The sequence below is a fragment of the Bradyrhizobium sp. LB14.3 genome (assembly GCF_040547985.1).
Classification (GTDB): domain Bacteria; phylum Pseudomonadota; class Alphaproteobacteria; order Rhizobiales; family Xanthobacteraceae; genus Bradyrhizobium.
Genome location: NZ_JBEPQT010000004.1, coordinates 28,208 through 48,920, shown reverse-complemented (window position 1 = coordinate 48,920; position 20,713 = coordinate 28,208). Strand labels below are relative to the sequence as shown.

Genomic DNA, 20,713 nt, shown 5'->3' with positions numbered 1-20,713 from the left:
CTGGTTCACTTGGACTGACACGGAGTTGCGATAATTCATTCATTGCAGGAGCGGAAAATGGTCTCATTCGAGAGTTTGAAAAGCGAATACGAGCGGAATTGGGCCAATCTCGAGATCCGGCCTCCACGCCTCTCCGACGCGAACGGGGTCGCACGCAAGGCCATTAACGGCAAGGCGACCTATCAGCAGGTCGAGCGGCTGACCGGCGTCCCCTGGTATTTCGCTGCCCTCTGTCATTACCGCGAGTCCAATTTCGATTTCGACACCTATCTCGGCAACGGCGAAACGCTTCATCGCGCCACGACCGTCGTTCCGAAAGGGCGCGGTCCGTTTGCCACGTTCGTGGACGGCGCCGTGGATGCATTCAGAATCGAAAATTTCGTCGGCGCTCACGACTGGGGTATCGCGCGGATTCTGTTCCGGCTCGAGGCGTTCAACGGCTTCGGCTATCACGCCAAGGGCTGCAATTCGCCCTATCTTTATGGTGGTTCGACATTGTATGGCCCGCCCGAGGCAAGGGCCGGCAAGTTCGTCCGCGACCATGTGTTCGATTCGAACCACGTCGATTCCCAACTCGGCACCGCCGTGATCCTGCATGCGATGATGTCGCTCGATTCCTCGATCACGCTCGACGGCAACCCGCAATTCGCGAGCCGCGTGGAACCGGAGGACGACTCGGCATCGACGATCGTTCTCATGCAGCAGGCGCTCAACAAGCTCGGCGCCAATCCGCCGCTCGACGAGGACGGCATCAGTGGACCGAAGACGAAGACCGCGGTCTCGCAGTTTCAGCAGCGGAACGGGCTGAGGGATACCGGACTTCTCGACGGCGCCACGGTCGCCGCCCTCACGCGCACGGCGCAGTCGGGCCCCACCGTACCGACCGGCGATGTGTCCCAGATCATGAAGCGGCTTGAGGACCTCGCACAATTGCTGCGGCCACCGGCCGGCGGTGTGACGCCGGGAACGACGACATCGGGCAACACGCTGCCCGCCACCAACGATCCGATCAGCCTGTTCGAACGGCTCCTTTCCCTCGTCAACAAGACAGCTCCCATGCCAGGACCAGTCACCCCGACCAGCCCCGCCCCCGTCAATCAGTTGAAGCAGGTCGTCGACCTGCTCAGTACCTTGCTCAACAAGGACGGCAAGCCCGTCCTCGGCCAGGTCAACGGCGCGCTCGGCGACACCATCGGCAAGATGCTCGACGGCAAGAAGACTGCGCTCGGCATCGGCGGCTCGCTGATCACGGCGCTGCTCTCTTCGGTGACGGCGAGCCCCAACGCGGGCGGTATTGCCGGGCTGCTCGGGACGATCGTGTCCGCCGTGCCTGGCCTCGGCCAGTTCGCGATGCCGATCTCCCTGGCACTCACGGCCTGGGGCGTGCTCGGCAAGCTGGAGAAGTGGGCCCAAGGCACCGCGCCGCCGCCGAAGGCGACGACGTAACCTGCGGCCATCCTTCGAGACGCCCGCCTATGGCGGGCCCTCAGGATGAGGTCGCATTTCGCGTTGCCTACTGACGCAGCATGAGCAGGGGATCGGCGGTATCGGGAACGCGCCGCCATTGCGCGTTGTCGTCGGCCTCGAACTGCCAGGCGTCGCCGGCCTTCGACATCAAAATGATCTGACCGCGCTCGAGCCGCCATTGCGTGGGGTTGAACTGCGCGATGGCCGCGTCGCATTTCGGCTTGAGGAAGACCTGGAAATTGTCGGGCCCGGCTTCCGTGTTGGTCAGCGTCAGCGCGCAGACCGGCTGGCCGTTGCTCCGCACCATCGACCAGTCGCCGATCATCTGGTCCATCGACTTCGCCATCGAGCGGGCGGCGGCGAGGTCTTGCAGGATGTAAACGCCCTCGCCTTGCCGCAGGCCCTCGAAGATACCGGCCTCGACCTCGGTGAAGTCGATCACGGCTTCACCGCTCGCATCCTGCATACGGACGATGTCGAGACCCCTGACGCTCCAGGCGACGATGCCCTTGGTGAAGGGCAGCGCGGCCTTGCAGGCCGGCTCCAGCTCGAGCTTGAAACCCTGCCCGGCTGCGTCGCCCTTCATCGTGATCACGCAGGTCTTGCTGCGCTCGGTGGTCGAGAGCTCCCACTGCCCGACCATTTCCTTCTTCAGGGTCGTCGTATCCTGCGCCTGCGCGAGGGTCGAGGCGGCGACAAGCGCCGCCACGACCCACGTATTGAGGCGGAGCGCGTTCATTAGCGCCCCTTGAACGGCGTTTCCGCAACCGGCGTCAACGGCGCGTTGCCGGCGAACCAGGATTTGAGGTTGTCGACCACGAGCTGGTCCATCGCGTTGCGCGTCACCACAGAGGCCGAGCCGATATGCGGCAACAGCACGACGTTCTGCATGGTCTTGAGCTCGTCCGGCACGGTGGGTTCGGCCGCGAACACGTCGAGACCGGCCGCCAGAATGGTGCCGGACTTGAGCGCCTGGACCAGCGCCGGTTCGTCGATCACGGAGCCGCGCGCGACGTTGACCAGCACACCGCGCGGGCCGAGCGCCTTCAATACCTCGGCGTTGATCATCTTGTTGGTGCTGGCGCCACCGGGCACGATCACCATCAGCGTGTCCACCGCCTTCGCCATCTCGATCAGGTCAGGGTAGTGCTTGTAGGAGACCTCCTTGGACGGATTGCGGGTGTGATAGACCACCGGCACCAGCGAGGCATCGAGCCGGCGCGCGATCGCCTGTCCGATCCGGCCCATGCCGACGATGCCGACCTTGCGGTCGCGCAGCGAGCCGACGCTGAGCGGATAGTTCTGGGTCTGCCAGAGGCCGGAGCGCACATAACGGTCGGCCTTGATGAACTCACGCACGGTGGAGATCAGAAGGCCCATGGCGACGTCGGCGACCTCCTCGGTCAGCACGTCGGGCGTGTTGGTGACGATGATGTTGTGCTCGGCGGCGTATTTGGAGTCGATGTGGTCGTAGCCGACGCCGAAGCTCGCCACCATCTCGATCTTGGGCAATTGCGACAGCGAATCCTTGTCGGCGCGCACGGTGTGATAGGTCACCGCCACGCCGCGGATCTTTTCGCGGATCGCCGGCGTCAGCCGCTCGAGATCGCCCCGCGTCTCCGCCTTGTGCACGACGAAATGATCGGAAAACCCGTTCTCGAGGATCGGCCGGACCGGCCCATAAATCAGAAGGTCGATCTTTTCGGACGAAATCGAACCGGTGGTCATCAGTTGTCCTTTCCAAGCGCGCTCTCATGCCAGCGCCGTAAAACGAGGTGCGAAACTAGCGCCAGCACCCCATAGATGACAATCCCGGCCAGCGACAGCAACAGCAGCGCTGCGAACATGCGGGGTATGTTCAACCGGTAGCCGGATTCGGCGATCCTGTAGGCGAGCCCGGAGCCGGCGCCGGCCGTTCCCGCCGCGATCTCGGCCACGACCGCGCCGATCAGCGACAGGCCGCCGGCAATGCGCAGGCCGCCGAGAATATAGGGCAGCGCCGCCGGCAGCTTGAGAAAGCGCAGGGTCTGCTGTGGCGAGGCGCCATAGAGCTGGAACAGGCCTGCGAGGTTGCGATCGACCGAATTGAGCCCGAGCGTGGTGTTCGACAGCACCGGGAAAAAGGCGACGATGAAGGCGCAGACCACGACCGCGGTCTGCTGCTCCAGATAGATCAACAGCAGTGGCGCAATCGCGATGACAGGTGTGACCTGAAGCACCACGGCATAGGGAAATAACGAGGCTTCCACCCATTTCGACTGGTTGAACAGCAGCGCCATCGCGATGCCGCCGATGCTGGCCGCCACAAAACCTTCAAGCGTGGTCAGCAACGTCGCGGCTAGCGATTGTGACAGCACCGCCCAGTCCTTGATCAGCGTCAAAAAAATGACCGAGGGCGCCGGCAGCACGTAAGGCGGGATGTCCTTGATGCGGACCACGAGTTCCCAGGCGAGGAGTCCCGCCGCGAATACGATGACGGGCAGCACGAAACGCAACGCGCGTTTTGCGCCGGACGGCTTTGCCGCGACGGTCGCTTGCGCATTCATAGCGTCGACTGCCCTGAATAGGATGGCGCCAGCGCGGCCGACACGGTCCGGCAATAATCGGAATAGGCAGCCGAGGTGCGAAACCCCTCGCCGCGCGGCTCGACCGTCTCGATGCGGATGTCGGCCTGGATGCGGCCCGGCCGCGCCGACATGACCACCACGCGCTGCGACAGATAGACGGATTCGAACACTGAATGGGTCACGAAGATGACGGTCTTGCCAAGCCTGCGCCACAGCGCAAGCAAATCGTTGTTGAGGCGGAAGCGCGTGATTTCGTCGAGCGCCGCGAACGGCTCATCCATCAGGAGGATATCAGGGTCGGTGACGAGCGCACGCGCCAGCGACACCCGCATCTTCATGCCGCCGGAGAGTTCGCGCGGAAAGGCTTCGGCGAAATCAACAAGCCCGACGCTCGCCAGCGCCTCGTCGGCGCGCGCGCGCGCGTCCGCCTTCGGCACGCCTGCGAGCCTCAGCGGCAGCCGCACGTTCTCGCGCACGCTGGTCCAGGGCATCAGGGTCGGCTCCTGAAACACGAAGCCGATGCCGTGACCTGGCTGAAAATGACCTGGCTGAACATGGCCCGGCTGCGCCTTGCCCTCCTGACGCGCCAACCGCACGACCCCGGACGACGGCGCGCTGAGCTCCGCGATCAGCCGCAGCGCGGTGGATTTGCCGCAACCGGACGGTCCCAGCAGCGAGATGAACTCGCCCTTGCGTACCGCAAGATCGAGCGGGCCGAGCGCCATCACGCCGTTGTCATAGGCCTTCGTCACGCCGCGCAGGCTGACGGCGAGGGCCGTCAGGCCGGTCTCGACCCCCGCCGTAGTTTTGACTGACGACATCGACCTTGCGCTACGGCTTGCTGGGGCGCAGCTCGACGCCGACGCCCTTGTTGACGAAGCGCAGCGTATAGGATTTGCGGAAGTCGAGGTCCGGCTTCACGACACCTGCCTTCACCATCTTGTTGAAGAAGGAGGTGTAGCGATCGTCGCTCATCGCGCCGATGCCGTTCTTCAGCGACTCGCCGGAATCGACGATGCCGTATTCCTTCATCTTGGCGACTGAATAGGCGAGCAATTCGTCGGTCATCTCCGGATTGAGCTTCTTGATCATGGCGTTGCCCGCGGAATTGTCGCGGTAGATGTAATTGTACCAGCCGACCATGGAGGCGTCGACGAAGCGCTGCACCAGGTCGGGCTTCTTCTCGACCACGTCGCGGCGGGTCTCGATCAGGGTCGAATAGGTGTTGAAGCCGTAATCGGCGAGCAGCAGCACGTTGGGCTTGAAGCCGGCCGCTTTCTCGACCGCGAAGGGCTCGGAGGTGACGTAACCCTGCATCGCGCTCTTGGGATTGGCGATGAAGGGCTGCGGATTGAAATTATAGGGACGAACGTTCTTCTCGCTGAAACCGTATTCGGACTTCAGCCACTGGAAATAGCTGGTCATGCCTTCCTTGGAGACGAACAGCGTCAGCGGCTTGAGGTCCTCGATCTTGGCGACCTTGGCGTCGGGCTGCGTCAGCATCACCTGCGGATCCTTCTGGAACACCGCGGCGATGGTGACGACCGGGACGTTGTTGGCGACCGCGTCGAACGACATCAGCGTGTTCGCGGCCATGAAGAAATCAATCTTGCCGGCGATCAGCAGCATCCGGTTGTTCTCGTTGGGCCCGCCGGGGACGATGGTGACGTCGAGGCCGTATTTCTCGTAGGTGCCGTCGGCGACGGCCTGGAAAAAGCCGCCATGCTCGGCCTCGGCAACCCAATTGGTGCCGAAGGTGACCTTGTCCAGCGTTTCGGCACGCACGGGCAGGGCCGCGAGAGATGCGGCCACCAAGGCCCCCGTTAACGCTCGCCAGAGATGGATGAGACGCATGATTGGACTCCGTCGATCGTTCCGGCCCATGATAACAGGGCAATCGGGGACGCGAGCCGGCCGAGTCCGCGTCCCCTCCATAACCCCAAACTACGTGACAAATTTGGGCAAAGAAACCTCCAAAGAAACCTTGATGACGCCCTCCCGCGACTGGACCGATATCCGCTGGTCCGAAGCTGGCCTTACCGACGTATCGCGCTGGATCGCAGTGCTGCCGCTGGCGGCGACCGAGCAGCACGGCCCGCACCTGCCGCTCACAACCGACGTGCTGATTGCGGACGCCTATCTCGCGCGCATGCGCGAGCTGTTGCCCGCGAACGTTCCGGCGATTTTCCTACCTGTTGAGCCGGTCGGGATTTCCACCGAGCATATCGACTATCCGGGCACGCAGACGCTGCCGACCGAAATCGCGCTGAAGAGATGGACAGGAATCGGCGAGGACGTCGCGCGGCGCGGATTGAAGAAGCTCGTCATCATCACCAGCCACGGCGGCAACAGCGCTGCAATGATGCTGATTGCTCAGGATCTTCGCGCGCATCACAAGCTGCTGGTGGTGACGACGTCGTGGTCGCGGCTGTCAGGCGCGGACAAGCTGTTCCCGGCCGACGAAGTGCGCCACGGCATTCATGGCGGCGCGGTGGAGACCTCGATCATGCTGGCGCGCTATCCCGATCAGGTGCGCGCCGATGCAATCGCGGATTTCCCCGCGAGCAGCATCGCATTGGAGAAGCAATATCGCTGGCTGTCGACGCAGCGGCCCGCGCCCTTCGCCTGGCAGGCGCAGGATCTCCACCCGAGCGGCGCCGTCGGTAATGCGACGCTGGCCGTGGCCGCGAAGGGCGAGCAGCTGATCGACCAGGGCGCCCGCGCCTTTTGCGAACTGCTTGCCGAGGTCGATAACTTCGACGTGACCAGGCTCGCCAAAGGCCCCCTCGGATAGCTGCCATCTTCTTGAAATTATTCAATAAAATGCCGAACTCCACGCCGGCTTCTGGCGGATTCGAACCGGATTCGAGCAGCCTCCGTCCAACTGGGCACGCGGGCCACAACGGACCGCCTCAACCCGGATGGAGCTTCAAATGTCGATCAAGACCAAGATTTTCGCAGTTGCCTTCGCCGCACTCACCCTGACCGGCAGCGTCGTGGCCACCACCTCGCAGGCGCAAGCCAAGCCGCTCGGCTGGGGCGTCGGTGTCGGCCTGGGCATCGCTACCGCCGCCGTCGTCGGCACCGCGATCGCCGCCAGCAACGATCCCTATTACGGCTATCACCGCTGCGGCTGGGTCGCCCAGTACAACGCCTTCGGCCAGTACGTTGGCCGCGTTCGTAGCTGCTACTGATTTGAGTACCTGAGGCCGATCTCACGTGGATCCTGCGTCCGACACGGGCGCCTCATCCACCCCGTGTCGTGCCCCCGACCCCGCCCGGATGTCCCCCCGGGCGGGGTCATCCGTTTTCAGGCCTCGGGAATTTGTTGCAGTCCCGTCACACCGAGGTGCGAACCATCCTCTGCGGCAATCCGCACCAGTTGCTATTGCGAATTAATTGCAATAAGGTTCGCAACGAGCTCAGGGGCTTGGGAAGAAACTGCGCCGGATCGAGATCATCTCGCCCGATCGCGGGAGCACCCAAGACCTGATGACAGGGTCGCCGCGAATCGGCAGGGATATCGCGGCGGGTGGGACACATTCGCGTTTGGGGGCGTGCGTTTTGACGTTGAGGGGTCACCGACAGCTGTACTTGCGGACGGCCGCGGCGATTGCCTCGGGCGTATTGGCTTTTCCCGCCACCGGCAACGCGGCCGACCTGCCGCTGAAGGTGCCGGCGCTGAAGGCGGTCTACGACTGGACGGGCCTGTATATCGGTGCACACGCCGGCTATAGCCTGGGCTCGTCGCGCTTTGCGCTGAACGACGGCACAGGGATCAACGACAGCGGCGTCTTCAGCGGCATGATCGGCGGCGTGCAGGCCGGCTACAATTATGGGCTCAACTCCGGCTGGCTGGTGGGCGCCGAAGGCGATTTTTCGTTTCCCAATTACATCACGTCCAACTCGATCGTCTCCTTCCTGGCGACACCCGCCAACACCGTCACGCAGCATTGGGACTACACCGCGAGCCTGCGCGGCCGCCTCGGCTACACCAGTGGTCCGTGGCTGGTCTATGCCACCGGCGGCTTTGCTTGGATGGGAGAGCGCTATTTCGACACGCCGGCCGCAGGTGACGTCCCGAAAATCCTGAACACGCGGCCCGGCTGGATCGCGGGTGGCGGCATCGAATACGGCTTCGCGCCGCATTGGAGCGCGCGGATCGAATATCTCTACAGCCGCTTCGACGGCGCCAATGTCGCCTTCTCCACGGGCGCGCAATACACCTCCTCGTCGCTCGATTTCCAGTCGATCCGGCTCGGCCTCAACCGCAAGGTCGATTGGCCGGGCATGCCGAGCTACAATCCCAAAAGTTCGCTGTTCGACACTGAATCGGATCGCTGGGAGATCCACGGCCAGAGCACCTATCTGCCGCAGGGCTATCCGTCGTTCCCCGCCCTCTACACCGGGCCGAACTCGCTCTCGCCGTCGGCGCAGGCCAAGGCGACCTGGAGCAACAGCCTGTTCCTGAACGCGCGGCTGTGGGACGGCGGCGAGGTCTATTACAATCCCGAACTGCTGCAGGGATTTGGACTGAACGACACCGTTGGCGCCGCGGGCTTCCCGAATGGCGAAGCGCAGAAGTCGAACTTCCCCTATCCGCATTACAACACCTCGCGCCTGTTCGTGCGCCAGACGTTCGGCTTTGGCGGCGAGCAGGAAGAGCTCGCGAGCGGCCAGCTGCAGCTTGGGCAGAAGGTCGACGTTTCCAGGCTCACGGTGCAGGCCGGCAAATTCGCGGTGGTCGACGTGTTCGACGGCAATGCCTACGCCAAGGACACCCGCAAGGACTTCATGAACTGGTCGCTGTGGGCGCCGGGCGCCTTCGACTATTCCGCCGACAAGGTCGGCCTCACCTACGGCGTCACCGCCGAGCTCAACCAGAAGCAATGGGCGCTGCGCGGCGGCTATTTCCTGATGGTGGTGGAGCCCAATTCAAATCATTTCGACACCAAGGTCGGGGAGCGCGGCCAGTACGTGGTCGAGCTCGAGACGCGCTTCTCACTGTTCGGCCAATCGGGCAAGCTCAGGACCATGGGCTGGCTCGACAGCGCCAATATGGGCAGCTTCCGCGAAACGCTGGACAATCCCGCGCTCAATCTCGACATCGCCCAGACCCGGCGCGGCCGCATCAAGGTCGGCTATGTCGTCAATCTCGAACAGGCGATCACGGACGATGTCGGGCTGTTCGGCCGCTGGAGCTGGAATGACGGCAAGAGCGAAACGCTCGCCTTCACCGATATCAACCGCAGCCTGTCCGGTGGTCTTTCGATCAAGGGCACGAAATGGGGCCGGCCCGATGACGTGATCGGCGTCGGCGGCGCCGTCAATGCCATCTCGCAGGATTATCGCGACTTCCTGGCCGCCGGCGGCCTCGGTGTTCTCATCGGCGACGGCGCGCTCAACTACCGCAAGGAACGAATCCTCGAAACCTACTACGCCTACGCGCTGAACAAGAATCTCACCCTCACTGCCGACTATCAGCTCATCGTCAACCCCGCCTACAACGCCGATCGCGGGCCGGTGTCAGTGTTCTCGGGCCGGCTGCACGGCGAATTCTGATCGCTTCCCGCGATACGTGCCTTACGCGGCCCGGATCTCGTCCAGAAATTTCCCGACCTCGACCTTGAGGCGGCTGCTCTCGCCGGACAGTGACCTCGCGGACGCGAGCACGTTGGAGGAGGCCGATCCAGTCTGGCTCGCGCCGCGCTGCACGTCGACGATGCTGGCGGAGACCTGCTGGGTGCCGCGTGCCGCCTCGATGGTCGCGTTGAGTCCCAGTAGATTGGTCTGGCCCGCGATCTGGCTGACGATCTCGACCACGTCGCCGATCCGGCCGGCAGCCTTGGCGAGCTCGCCGACATGGTCGTTGGTCGTAGTTGCGCGGGGTGCCAGCGTCGCTAGCGTTCAGTGACGCGAGAGGTTCCCTCGGCCCGGATGCGACAGAATCGTCGGCATTTCTTCCCCGAATACCTATATCAATGCTTGCGCCGCCGTCTGGCCACACTCCATTACCTCGGAACGTCAATGCTCTCCGTCGAACTCGCCATCGTCGTCGTCCTGATCGTCATCAACGGTTTGCTCTCCATGTCCGAGCTGGCGGTGGTCTCCTCGCGCCCGGCACGGCTGTCCATACTTGCCGCCAAGGGCGTACGCGGCGCCGAGCGGGCGCTGACGCTCGCGGCCGATCCCGGCAAATTCCTCTCGACGGTGCAGATCGGCATCACGCTGGTCGGCGTGCTCTCCGGCGCGTTCTCGGGCGCGACGCTCGGGCAGCGGCTGACGCAATGGCTGCTCGAACTCGGCTTGTCCGCAGGGATTGCCGACATCGTCGGCGTCGGCATCGTGGTCACGCTCATCACCTACGCTACCCTGATCGTCGGCGAGCTGGTGCCGAAGCAGGTGGCGCTGCGCGACCCCGAGAGCATCGCGGTCAAGGTCGCCCCCGCGATGCACGTTCTGGCGCGGGTCTCGCTGCCGCTGGTTTTCCTGCTCGATCTCTCCGGCAAGCTGATCCTCTCGCTACTCGGCCGCGGCGGCAAGGCCGAGGAGAAGGTCTCGGAGGACGAGATCCATCATCTGGTCAGCGAGGCCGAAAGCGCGGGCGTGCTGGAATCGGGCGAAAAGGAAATGATCGCAGGCGTGATGCGGCTTGGCGACCGGCCGGTCGGCGCAATCATGACGCCGCGCACAGAGGTCAACGAGATCGACCTGCGCGATGCACCGGAGAACATTCAAGCGACCATCGCGAAGAGTCCGCATTCGCGCTTCCCCGTGTCCGACGGTGACCGCGACAAGCCGATTGGCGTGCTCCAGGCCAAGGACCTGCTGGTCGCCTACATGAACGAGCGCACGCCGGATTTGCGCGCGCTGGTTCGCGAGGCGCCGGGCATTCCCGCGTCGGCGGATGCCCGCGACGTGCTGGCGATCCTGAAGGCTGCGCCGGTGCATGTTGGCCTCGTCTACGACGAATACGGCGCCTTCGAAGGCATCGTGACGACGGCTGACATTCTGGAATCGATCGTCGGCGCCTTCCATTCCGAGGAAGGCCCGCCGGAACCGGCCTACGTCAAGCGCGCGGACGATTCACTGCTGATCTCAGGCTGGATGCCGGTCGACGAGTTCGGCGAGCTGCTCGGCATCGAACTGCCGCCGCACCGCTACAACACGGTCGCCGGCTTCGTGCTGCAGCAGTTCAACCTGCTGCCTGATGTCGGCGACGCCTTCGACCTCGGCGGCTGGCACATCGAGGTGATCGATCTCGACGGGCGGCGGATCGACAAGATTTTGGCGAGCCGGATCGGCGAAGTCGAGACAGGATAAGATGCTGCCTGTCTCCGCGAAACTCGATTACAAGAGAAGCGCTCGCGGAGAGAACCCCTCACCCGAACCTCACGCCGATCCGCTTTTCCTTGCGCCAGACCACGGTGCAGGCGAGATGCGTGCCGTCGACCTGGACGAACAGGGTGAAATGGTCGGGGATGCCGACGGGGCTGGAGGCGTCGAGCGCGGCGCCGGTACCGGACAGGTTGCGGACGGTGCAGTCGATCGCGCCGCCGCCGAACTCGATCGTCCCGGCCTTCAGCACGCGATGCCTTGCCTTGTCGCGTCGTTCGTCCATGGAGCCAGTTTACACCCGAAGCTGACACGGACGTTAAGCTGCAACCTCGCTCCCGGGAAATTTACGCGCGGTCAGACGTGGGGCGGTATCATGCGGTGGACCGGCGCCTACTGCGCCGGCTGGAACGTCTCCGTCCGCGCCATCTGCCAGGCGTCCCGGAAGCGCGGGTCTTCGGTGCCTTCGAGCAACTCACCCGGGCGCAGCGACGGGTAGAGCTGTGCGAAGGATTTCACCTGGGTCGTCGAGGTCCGCTGGCTGAAGTGGATCGGGCGCAATTGCTGCGGATGTTCAAGGCCGGCCGCGGCAATCAGCTCGCTCAGCGAGTGCAGCGTCGCATGGTGGTAGTTGTGCACGCGGTCGATCTTGAGCGGCACATAGAGCGCGCGGGCACGCGTCGGATCCTGGGTTGCGACACCAGTCGGGCAGCGGTCGGTGTGGCAGCTCAGCGACTGGATGCAGCCGAGCGAGAACATGAATCCGCGCGCCGAATTGCACCAGTCGGCACCGATCGCCATGGCGCGCGCCATGTCGAACGCAGTGGCGATCTTGCCGGAGGCGCCGAGCTTGATGCGGTCGCGCGCATTGATGCCGATCAGCGCATTGTGGACGAAATTGATCCCTTCGCGCATCGGCATGCCCAGATGATCCATGAACTCCAGCGGCGCCGCGCCGGTGCCGCCCTCGTTGCCGTCGACGACGATGAAATCAGGATAGATGCCGGTCTCGATCATGGCCTTGCAGATCGCCAGAAATTCCCAGGGATGGCCGATGCAGAGCTTGAATCCGGTCGGCTTACCGCCGGAGAGGCGGCGCATCTCGGCGATGAACTGCATCATGCCTATTGGCGTCGAGAAGGCGCGGTGCGAAGCCGGCGAGATGCAATCCTCGCCCATCGCGACGCCGCGGATCTTGGAAATCTCCTCCGAAACCTTCGCCGCCGGCAGCACGCCGCCATGGCCCGGCTTGGCGCCCTGGCTGATCTTGAGCTCGACCATCTTGATCTGGTCCTGGGTCGCGACGCGCGCGAACGCCTCGGGATCGAAGCTGCCGTCGAGATGGCGACAGCCGAAATAACCCGAGCCGATCTCCCAGATGATGTCGCCGCCCATCTCGCGATGATAGGGACTGACGCCGCCCTCGCCGGTGTCATGCGCGAAGGCGCCCTTCCTGGCGCCGGCATTCAGCGCGCGCACGGCGTTCGGGCTGAGCGCGCCAAAACTCATCGCCGAGATGTTGAACACCGAAGCGGAATAGGGCTTCGCGCAATCCGGCCCGCCGATGGTGACGCGGAATTTCTCATCGGCATGCGTCTTCGGCGAGACCGAGTGATGCATCCACTCGTAGCCCTCGCGGTAGACGTCCTCCTGGGTGCCGAACGGACGCTTGTCGAGCTGCATCTTGGCGCGCTGATAGACCACCGCACGGATGTCGCGCGAGAACGGCATGCCGTCCTTCTCGCTCTCGAAGAAATACTGCCGCATCTCCGGACGAATCTCTTCGAGCAGGAAGCGGATATGCGCCGAGATCGGGTAATTACGCAGAACCGCATGGCCCTTCTGCATCAGGTCGCGGACGCCAAGCGCCGTCAACGCGCCGAAGATCAGGATCGGGATCAGCAGGATGTCGAAGATCTTGCGGTCGGCGATGCCGATGCCGATCAGCAACGCGGTGACCACCGCGCAGATCGTCAGGATGATGAAGCGTGGGGAGAATGGCAGCAGCAGGGTTTCCATGATCCCCTCTTCCGCCAGCGCCAGACGTTTGGGCGATAAGTGCTTGGACGATTCCTGCGTTGTGTTGTCGTCGGCCACGATTCCCATCCTCTCGCCAGCATGAGGCGATACGATACGCCCGCGCCCGTCATACGGATATGACGCGGCCCTTGTTTCAGGCTAGCGAATTCGGGGGAGACAAATCAATCAGCCCGATGGGCGGACTTTTGCAGTGCAGCAGAAGTGCTGGGGAGGACGGACCATTAACCGGTCAAGGCGCTTTACCCATAGCCTTCGTCCTGACGAAAGCCAGGACGACACCGAAAGGGCCTACCGCTCGACGAACGCCTTTTCGATCACGAAATGGCCGGGCTTGTTGCCGGAGCCCTCGACGAAGTCGCGGCCCTCGAACATCACTTTCAGCTCTTCGAGCATCCCCGGGCTGCCGCACATCATCACGCGGTCGGTCGCGATGTCGAGCGGGCCCTGGCCGATGTCGTTGAAGATCTGCTCGGAGCTGATGAGATCGGTGATGCGGCCGCGGTTCTTGAAGGGCTCGCGGGTCACGGTCGGGTAGTAGATGAGCTTGTCCGCGAGCAACTCCCCGAACAGTTCGTCCTCGCGAAGGCTGGCGACGAGCTTCTCGCCATAGGCGAGCTCGGAGACCTGACGGCAGCCATGCACCAGCACGATGCTGTCGAACTGGTCGTAGACCTCGGGGTCCTTGATCAGGCTGGCGAAGGGCGCCAGGCCCGTGCCGGTCGAGAGCAGCATCAGCCGCTTGCCGGGGATGAGGTTGTCGGTGATCAGCGTGCCGGTCGCCTTGCGGCCGACTAGGATGGTGTCGCCTTCCCTGATCTTCTGGAGACGCGACGTCAGCGGGCCGTCCTGGACCTTGATCGAGAAGAACTCGAGCTCCTCCTCGTGATTGGCGCTCGCCATGCTGTAGGCGCGCAGCAGCGGGCGGCCCTCAATTTCGAGGCCGATCATCGCGAACTGGCCGTTCTGGAAGCGGAAGCCGGAATCGCGGGTGGCGCGAAAGCTGAACAGGGTGTCGGTCCAATGCTGGACGGAAAGAACTTTCTCTCGGTAAAACGCGCTCATGATTTTCGATATTCCGAATAATTGCGGTTTTAGGGCAAAAGCATTGCCCGGCCCCTGAAAGCGGAGCGGACACCATTGCCATGGCGGAGGATTTGTCGTGTGTGATCTACGCCATTGAGACCAATAATCAACCTCGTTCCGGATGCAATTGATGCCGGTCAAACCGGCATTTGCAGCGGAAATGGTCGCATCATTAATGAATCTGCTGCCGGACACGCGCGAAGGGCAATTTCTTTTCCTTCCAAGGCCTGATTGCAGCACTTAATTTCCGTCGCGCTCGCGATAATTTCATTGAGAATAGCTCTGACTTTCACCCTGGTTTGGCGCCGTTTCCCGCATTTTGCGGCTTTTGGCGACAGGAACGACGGAAGTGGCGACCGACACATGGCGGCGAGCGGAGAGCGGATCTTCGTCCAGGCGATTAGGCGCTATTGCGCGAACCATGGCATCGCGCTCGATGTCCGCGCCGGTGGCTGGCTGCTCGCGATGCGCCGGGGCGCGCAGCACCACTTCGCCTTCGGCTACGACGCTGGCCTCAACAGCGCGATTGCGCATCGCATCGCCAACGACAAATCGGCGACCGCCGAGGCGCTGACGCTTGTGGGCGTGCCCTGCATTCCGCATCACCTCTTCCTCAATCCGAAGCTGGGCATGAATGTTGTTGGCGCCGGCTGGCAGGAGGCAATGCTTGGGCTGCTTCGCGACAATTCGCAGGGCATCGTAGTGAAGCCGAACGAGGGGACGTCGGGACGATCGGTCTTCAGGGTAGCGACGGAGGCGGAGCTCGACCACGCGGTTGCCGAGATTTTTTCGATGAGCGCCGGGCTCGTGATCTCACCCTATGTCGCGATCGAGGAGGAGGTCCGTGTGGTGCTGCTGGATGATGTGCCCCGTGTGATCTACAGCAAGCAGCGTGGCTCGGATTGGCGGCACAATCTCGATGCCGGCGCAAAGCCCGTGCTGGTGCAGGATGGCGAGGTCAGCGCGGCCTGCGGAAAACTTGCCATCGACGCAGCCAACGCGATCGGCATCCGCTTCGCGTCGATCGACGTGGTCCGTGTCGATGGCGCGTGGGTCGTGCTCGAGATCAATTCCGGCGTGATGATGGAGGCGCTGGCGAAGCTGCATCCGGAGTTGGTGCAGGCGACGTATGATGCGGCGCTGGATCGGGTGTTTGGGGAAGCTCATTCCGAACGCTGATCGATCCCCCGTCACCCCGAGATGGCCGCTTCTTCAGCGGCCCTCGAAGGGCGACGGCCCGCAGCAGCGCGGCCATTCATCCTTCGGGGCTCGACCCGCGATGCATTCGCATCGCAGGCCTCGCACCTCAGGATGACGGAATTTACACCGCCAACCCTTCGACGAAGAGCGACTAATTATTCGCGCTCGCGGAATCGTCCATCGCCTTGAAGGCTTCCTCCAGTTGCAGCGAGATCGGCACGTTCAGCCGTTCGCCGGTCGGAAGCCTGGCGGTGAACCATTTGTTGTAGAGCGGGACGAGGTCGTGGTTGGACCCCAGCTTGCGGAAGGTGCGATCGACCACGGCCGTCAGTTGCGGTTCGCCCTTGCGGAACATGATGCCGTAGGGGTCGTAGGACAAATAATCGCCGGTGACGCGGAACTTGTCCTGCGCCTTGTGGCGCACGATCAGGCCGGACAGCAGGATATCGTCGGTCGCGAAGGCATCGGCCTTGCCGTCGACGAGCATCTGGTACGACTGTTCGTGATCGGCGCCGACAACGATGGTCAGTCCCAACGCGGACTTCTTGTCGGCCGCCTGGATCGCCTGCTCGTTGGTGGTGCCCTTCGTCACCACGATGGTCTTGCCCTTCAGATCGGTCAACGACTGGACGCTTGATGCCTTCGGCACCATCAGCTTGGTACCGGCGACGAACATCAGCGGCGAGAAGGCGACGCGCTTGCCGCGCTCCGCATTGGCCGTGGTCGAGCCGCATTCCAGGTCGATCTTGTTCTGGAGCACGGCGTCGATGCGGTCGTCCGAGGTGACCTTGACGTAGCCGATCTTCAGATTGGGATCGTCGACCTCGACGCCGATCTCCTCGACGATAGCTTCGCAGAGTTCGAGGCTGTAGCCGATCGGCCGGTTGGCCTGGTCGAGGAAGGAGAACGGCGGCGAGCTTTCGCGATAGCCGAGCCGCACGGTGTGACTGCTCTTGATGGCTGACAGCGTCGGGCTAAGCCCTTCGCTGCCGCCGGTCTGGGCGGAGGCACCCGTTGCCAGCAGGCACGCTGCCAGCAACAGGCCGCCCGAAATCACCGTTGAAGGGCGCATGATGCACCTCCCGTCAATGGCCGGCCATAGCAGGCACTTCGCCGGGGATCATGTCCCCCGGCACGGCGTCGCCCGCTCCAAGCTCGTGCTCGGGGCCGAGCTCGCCTTCCCACTTCGCCACGACCGAGGTCGCGAGCGTGTTGCCGATCACATTGGTGGCGCTGCGGCCCATGTCGAGGAAGGTGTCGATGCCCATGATCATCAGCAGACCCGCCTCGGGAATGCCGAACTGCGACAGCGTCGAGGCGATCACCACGAGAGAGGCGCGCGGCACACCGGCGACGCCTTTGGAGGTGATCATCAGCGTCGCCAGCATCGCAAGCTGCGTCGAGAGCGACATCTCGATATGATAGGTCTGCGCGATGAAGATACTGGCGAAGGTGCAGTACATCATCGTGCCGTCAAGATTGAAGGAATAGCCGAGCGGCAGCACGAAGCTCGATATTCGCGAGGAGGCGCCGAACTTGTTCAGCCCCTCCAGCGTCTTCGGGTACGCCGCTTCCGAGCTCGCGGTGGAGAACGCGATCATCAGCGGCTCGCGGATCAGCTTCAGCAGATGGCTGTAGCGCGGCCCGATCACGATGAAGCCGACCACCACGAGGATGCCCCACAGGATCATGAGCGAGAGATAGAAGCCGCCCATGAAGACGATGAGCTTCCAGAGCACCAGCAGGCCGTTCTTGGCCACGGTCGCGGTGATGGCGGCCCACACCGCGATCGGCGCGAACAGCATCACATAGCTCGTCACCTTGAGCATGATGTGGCCGATATCGTCGATCAGCGCCAGGATCGGCTTGGAGCGCTCGGGCATCGAGCCCATCGCCACCGAGAAGAATACGGCGAAGATCACGATCTGGAGGATCTCGTTCTGCGCCATCGCGTCCGCGATCGAAGTCGGGATCAGATGGGTCAGGAATTTCTCGATCGAGAACGCCGAGATCGGCAAGCCCGTAGACTGTCCCTTGTCCGGCAGCGTGCCGGGGAAATTGGCGCCGGGCTGAAGCAGATTGACCATCACGAGGCCGAGCATCAGCGAGATGAAGGACGCGCTGACGAACCAGCCCATCGTCTTGGCGAAGATGCGGCCGAGCTTGGAGCCGGAGCCCATATGGGCGATGCCGCCGACCAGGGTCGCGAACACCAGCGGCGCGATGATCATCTTGATCAGGCGCAGGAAGATCACTGCGATCAGATTGATGGAGGAGGCCCAGTCCCCGCGCGTATCCGGCATGAAATTGTAGATCGCCGAGCCCATGATGATGCCCAGAGCCATCGCCGCCAGAATGTATTGCGTGAACCTGTTCGACATTGGTTACCCCCACGACACCGGCCGCTTCATGATGTCGCAGATATGACAACGAAGCAACACGCTTTGCGTGTGCTCGCAATGACGGGATCTTCCCGTTGCGGAACAGGCGCCGGCGATCTAGCTTTCATGCAGCGCACAACGAATGCGGCCTGCACGTTTTCTTTGCGGCGGCTGCATCAATAATCGTCAAACAAACGAAGAGGAAACACCATGAGCGGCAGCGTCAATCGCCAGATTCTTCTGGTGGAAAAGCCCAGCGGCAAGCTCGGTCCCGAACATTTCAAGATGGTCGAGGGTGCAATGCCGGAGCGGAAGGACGGCGAGGCTTTGCTGCGCGTGCGTTATATCTCGCTCGATGCCGCCAACCGCGCCTGGATGCACGGCGCGACCTATCGATCCGCCGTCGAGGCCAACAGCGTGATGGCCGGCGGCGGCATCGCCGAGGTCGTCAGCTCGAAGGCGCCCGGGCTCGCGCCGGGCGACATCGTGTTCGGCGACACCGGCTGGCAGGAGTTTGCGGCCGTGCCGGCGAAGCACCTCACCAAGATGCCGAAGCTCGAACCTATGACGCATCTGCTCAGCGTGTTCGGCATCGCCGGGCTCACCGCCTATTTCGGCCTGCTGGAGATCGGCAAGCCGAGGCAAGGCGAGACGGTCGTCGTGTCCGCGGCGGCAGGCTCGGTGGGCTCGATCGTCGGACAGATCGCGAAGATCAGGGGATGCCGCGTGGTCGGCATCGCCGGCGGCGCCGACAAGTGCAGCTGGCTGACCTCCGAACTCGGCTTCGATGCCGCCGTGGATTACAAGGACGGCGCGGTGTTCAAGGCGTTGCGCGCGGCGGCGCCCAAGGGGATCGACGTCTATTTCGACAATGTCGGCGGCGACATTCTCGAAGCCTGCCTGCCGCAGATGAACAATTACGGCCGCATCGCCTGTTGCGGCGCGATCTCGCAATATGACGGCGCGCCCTCGGCACACGGCCCGCGCGGTGTGCCCGGCTTGATCGTGGTGAAGCGGCTCGTCATGCAGGGCTTCATCGTGATGGACTACATGAAGGAGAGCCAGCGTGCGCTCGCCGAACTGCAGGTCTGGGTCGCATCCGGCAAGCTAAAGGTGCAGGAAGACATCATCGACGGATTGGAGAACACGCCGAAGGCGCTGATCGGATTGCTTGCGGGCGAGAACCGCGGCAAGCGCATGGTCAGGCTCTGACGACGTAGTCAGGTCGCAATTGCGCAGGTAATATCTACTTGCGGTAGTGGCCAAAGCGGCCAAAGATACTGTCGCGAGGCATCACTCGCGGCGATTGCGTTTGCATCACATTTTAGAATCGTGGGCGTTACCGACAGGGCAAGAATTCACCCAAATGTTCAACATTTTGAAACATGTCTCAACGCGTAGCGCGATGTTGGCGGCAGCGCTCTTCGCAACTGCAACAGGCGCATTCGCGCAGGCGCCGACCGACGCCCAGAAGAGCGCCATCCGGTCCGCGTGCCGCTCGGACTTCATGGCGCACTGCGCGAGCGTCACGCCCGGCGGTGTGGAGGCGTATCAATGCCTCCAGAAGAACATGTCCGGCCTGTCATCGGGATGCCAGACTGCGGTGCGCGCGGTCGAGCCCGCTGCGGCGCCCAAGGCGGAAGCGGCGCCCAAGGCGGAAACTGCGCCTTCCGCGGCGAAGGCTGAATCCGCCCCTGCTGAAAAGCCTGCCGCCGCTGCCGCGCCGAAGGCTGCTGCGGCCAAGCAGCCGAGCAGCGCTCAGGTTGCGGCGGTCAAGAGCGCATGCCGCGCCGATTACCCCAAGGTGTGCGCCAGCGTGCCGCCGGGCGGCGCGCCCGCGCTCGAATGCCTGGAGAAGAACAAGGCAAAGGTTTCGCCGGCCTGCGAGAAGGCCGTGACCGCTGCGGCCGGTGGCGGCGCAGCGGCAACGGCGGCGCCTGCCGGCGCAGCTCCTGCGGCGGCAGCAGCACCGGCAGCCGCGCCAGCCGTGATCGTGCTGCGCCCGCTGCGGCCGCGCGAAGAGCTGTTCATCGTTCGCTCCGCCTGCGGCGCCGACATCCGCACGCTCTGCGCCGGCGTCGCGCCCGGCGGCGGTCGCATCGTACAGTGCATCGCCAGCAACGCCGCGTCGCTGTCGCCCGGATGCAAGGATGTGCTGGCGCCGTTCGCTGCACGCTAGAAGCGTGCCATCAACATCTGACGGCGTGCACCGTTCTCGCACGCCTGCAACGACAATCGCCGACCTTTGCCGATATCCGATTTCAATGACGACAACACCGGGAGGAAGACATGCGTTCATTCCTGCTCACCGCCTCGGCACTCCTCGCCATCGCTGCGACCATGACCTTTGAAGCCACCGATGCCAATGCAGTGGTGTGCGCTCGCGGCGTCTATCGCGCCGGCTGCGCCGGGCCGAATGCGGCCGTCGTGGTCCGCAAGCCGGTTCCGGTGGTCCGCTGCACCAGGGTGCTGGTCAACGGGGTCTACGTAAAGCGCTGCATCTGACGGTGCGGATGGCCAAGCCGGCGCGGTTTGGCTATGCTTCGCAACGTACTGCTTCGGACGCGCGCCAAGCGCGTGTCCGGGCATAGGCTTCGGCACGCCACGCCTTTTGCCGATAATTCCGCTGGCGCAGGACGT

Annotated in this window: 19 protein-coding genes and 1 pseudogene; 9 read left to right on the top strand and 11 right to left on the bottom strand. The window is 63.5% G+C overall.

Annotated elements, in window-relative coordinates:
- The first annotated feature begins 57 nt into the window (after positions 1-57).
- Complete coding sequence (locus ABIB00_RS10325) at positions 58-1,446, top strand: peptidoglycan-binding protein (RefSeq protein ID WP_354104240.1); 1,389 nt, start codon at positions 58-60, stop codon at positions 1,444-1,446.
- 67 nt (positions 1,447-1,513) lie between these two features.
- Here the strand turns inward: ABIB00_RS10325 and ABIB00_RS10320 are convergent, their stop codons facing one another.
- Genes ABIB00_RS10320 through ABIB00_RS10300 form a run of 5 tightly spaced genes read right to left on the bottom strand, consistent with a single transcriptional unit; the run spans position 1,514 to position 5,888 of the window.
- Positions 1,514-2,206 carry an AprI/Inh family metalloprotease inhibitor gene (locus ABIB00_RS10320; protein WP_354104239.1) on the bottom strand — a complete coding sequence of 231 codons (693 nt, stop codon included), beginning with the start codon at positions 2,204-2,206 and terminating at the stop codon, positions 1,514-1,516.
- Positions 2,206-3,195, bottom strand: a complete 990-nt coding sequence (locus tag ABIB00_RS10315) for a 2-hydroxyacid dehydrogenase (protein ID WP_354104238.1) — start codon at positions 3,193-3,195, stop codon at positions 2,206-2,208. The genes ABIB00_RS10320 and ABIB00_RS10315 overlap by 1 nt, the downstream gene beginning before the upstream one ends.
- A complete protein-coding gene (locus ABIB00_RS10310) occupies positions 3,195-4,013 on the bottom strand; it encodes an ABC transporter permease (RefSeq protein ID WP_247348645.1) in 819 nt (272 codons plus the stop codon). Before ABIB00_RS10310 ends, ABIB00_RS10315 begins: the two co-directional genes overlap by 1 nt.
- Complete coding sequence (locus ABIB00_RS10305) at positions 4,010-4,855, bottom strand: ABC transporter ATP-binding protein (RefSeq protein WP_247445402.1); 846 nt, start codon at positions 4,853-4,855, stop codon at positions 4,010-4,012. Before ABIB00_RS10305 ends, ABIB00_RS10310 begins: the two co-directional genes overlap by 4 nt.
- 10 nt (positions 4,856-4,865) lie before the next feature.
- The gene (locus ABIB00_RS10300) at positions 4,866-5,888 is read right to left on the bottom strand and encodes an ABC transporter substrate-binding protein (RefSeq protein WP_247348640.1); all 1,023 of its coding nucleotides are present in this window, start codon (positions 5,886-5,888) and stop codon (positions 4,866-4,868) included.
- Between the two features lie 133 nt (positions 5,889-6,021).
- Between ABIB00_RS10300 and ABIB00_RS10295 the strand changes: the two genes are divergently transcribed.
- The 3 genes from ABIB00_RS10295 to ABIB00_RS10285 all read left to right on the top strand — a co-directional run bounded on the left by ABIB00_RS10295 (position 6,022) and on the right by ABIB00_RS10285 (position 9,596).
- A complete protein-coding gene (locus ABIB00_RS10295) occupies positions 6,022-6,828 on the top strand; it encodes a creatininase family protein (protein WP_354104237.1) in 807 nt (268 codons plus the stop codon).
- Between the two features lie 139 nt (positions 6,829-6,967).
- Positions 6,968-7,228 (top strand): hypothetical protein, encoded by a 261-nt coding sequence (locus tag ABIB00_RS10290; RefSeq protein ID WP_354050249.1) that lies wholly within the window; start codon positions 6,968-6,970, stop codon positions 7,226-7,228.
- 400 nt (positions 7,229-7,628) lie between these two features.
- On the top strand, positions 7,629-9,596 hold the full coding sequence (locus tag ABIB00_RS10285; protein ID WP_354104236.1) for a carbohydrate porin: 1,968 nt from the start codon (positions 7,629-7,631) through the stop codon (positions 9,594-9,596).
- Between the two features lie 21 nt (positions 9,597-9,617).
- On the opposite strand, the pseudogene ABIB00_RS10280 reads toward ABIB00_RS10285, so the two are convergent.
- Positions 9,618-9,920 (bottom strand): annotated as a pseudogene (locus tag ABIB00_RS10280) (methyl-accepting chemotaxis protein); the annotation flags it as partial.
- 141 nt (positions 9,921-10,061) lie between these two features.
- Here ABIB00_RS10280 and ABIB00_RS10275 point away from each other — a divergent pair.
- Positions 10,062-11,357 carry a hemolysin family protein gene (locus tag ABIB00_RS10275; RefSeq protein ID WP_247348633.1) on the top strand — a complete coding sequence of 432 codons (1,296 nt, stop codon included), beginning with the start codon at positions 10,062-10,064 and terminating at the stop codon, positions 11,355-11,357.
- A 58-nt stretch (positions 11,358-11,415) separates the two neighbouring features.
- Here the strand turns inward: ABIB00_RS10275 and ABIB00_RS10270 are convergent, their stop codons facing one another.
- The 3 genes from ABIB00_RS10270 to ABIB00_RS10260 form a co-directional block, all read right to left on the bottom strand.
- Positions 11,416-11,655, bottom strand: a complete 240-nt coding sequence (locus ABIB00_RS10270) for a PilZ domain-containing protein (protein ID WP_354104235.1) — start codon at positions 11,653-11,655, stop codon at positions 11,416-11,418.
- A gap of 107 nt (positions 11,656-11,762) precedes the next feature.
- On the bottom strand, positions 11,763-13,475 hold the full coding sequence (locus tag ABIB00_RS10265) for an FMN-binding glutamate synthase family protein (protein WP_247445407.1): 1,713 nt from the start codon (positions 13,473-13,475) through the stop codon (positions 11,763-11,765).
- 222 nt (positions 13,476-13,697) lie between these two features.
- The gene (locus ABIB00_RS10260; RefSeq protein ID WP_247445408.1) at positions 13,698-14,471 is read right to left on the bottom strand and encodes a ferredoxin--NADP reductase; all 774 of its coding nucleotides are present in this window, start codon (positions 14,469-14,471) and stop codon (positions 13,698-13,700) included.
- 384 nt (positions 14,472-14,855) lie between these two features.
- On the opposite strand from ABIB00_RS10260, the gene ABIB00_RS10255 reads away from it, so the two are divergent.
- On the top strand, positions 14,856-15,671 hold the full coding sequence (locus tag ABIB00_RS10255; RefSeq protein ID WP_354104234.1) for an ATP-grasp domain-containing protein: 816 nt from the start codon (positions 14,856-14,858) through the stop codon (positions 15,669-15,671).
- Positions 15,672-15,843: 172 nt separating this feature from the next.
- Here the strand turns inward: ABIB00_RS10255 and ABIB00_RS10250 are convergent, their stop codons facing one another.
- Both ABIB00_RS10250 and ABIB00_RS10245 read right to left on the bottom strand, forming a co-directional pair.
- Positions 15,844-16,764, bottom strand: coding sequence for an amino acid ABC transporter substrate-binding protein (locus tag ABIB00_RS10250; protein ID WP_354104233.1), 921 nt, complete (start codon positions 16,762-16,764; stop codon positions 15,844-15,846).
- 13 nt (positions 16,765-16,777) lie between these two features.
- Complete coding sequence (locus tag ABIB00_RS10245; protein WP_354104232.1) at positions 16,778-18,073, bottom strand: dicarboxylate/amino acid:cation symporter; 1,296 nt, start codon at positions 18,071-18,073, stop codon at positions 16,778-16,780.
- Positions 18,074-18,283: 210 nt separating this feature from the next.
- Between ABIB00_RS10245 and ABIB00_RS10240 the strand changes: the two genes are divergently transcribed.
- The 3 genes from ABIB00_RS10240 to ABIB00_RS10230 all read left to right on the top strand — a co-directional run bounded on the left by ABIB00_RS10240 (position 18,284) and on the right by ABIB00_RS10230 (position 20,578).
- Positions 18,284-19,285, top strand: a complete 1,002-nt coding sequence (locus tag ABIB00_RS10240; RefSeq protein WP_354104231.1) for an NADP-dependent oxidoreductase — start codon at positions 18,284-18,286, stop codon at positions 19,283-19,285.
- A 154-nt stretch (positions 19,286-19,439) separates the two neighbouring features.
- A complete protein-coding gene (locus tag ABIB00_RS10235) occupies positions 19,440-20,252 on the top strand; it encodes a cysteine rich repeat-containing protein (protein ID WP_354104230.1) in 813 nt (270 codons plus the stop codon).
- 110 nt (positions 20,253-20,362) lie between these two features.
- A complete protein-coding gene (locus ABIB00_RS10230; RefSeq protein ID WP_354104229.1) occupies positions 20,363-20,578 on the top strand; it encodes a hypothetical protein in 216 nt (71 codons plus the stop codon).
- Positions 20,579-20,713: the final 135 nt, after the last annotated feature.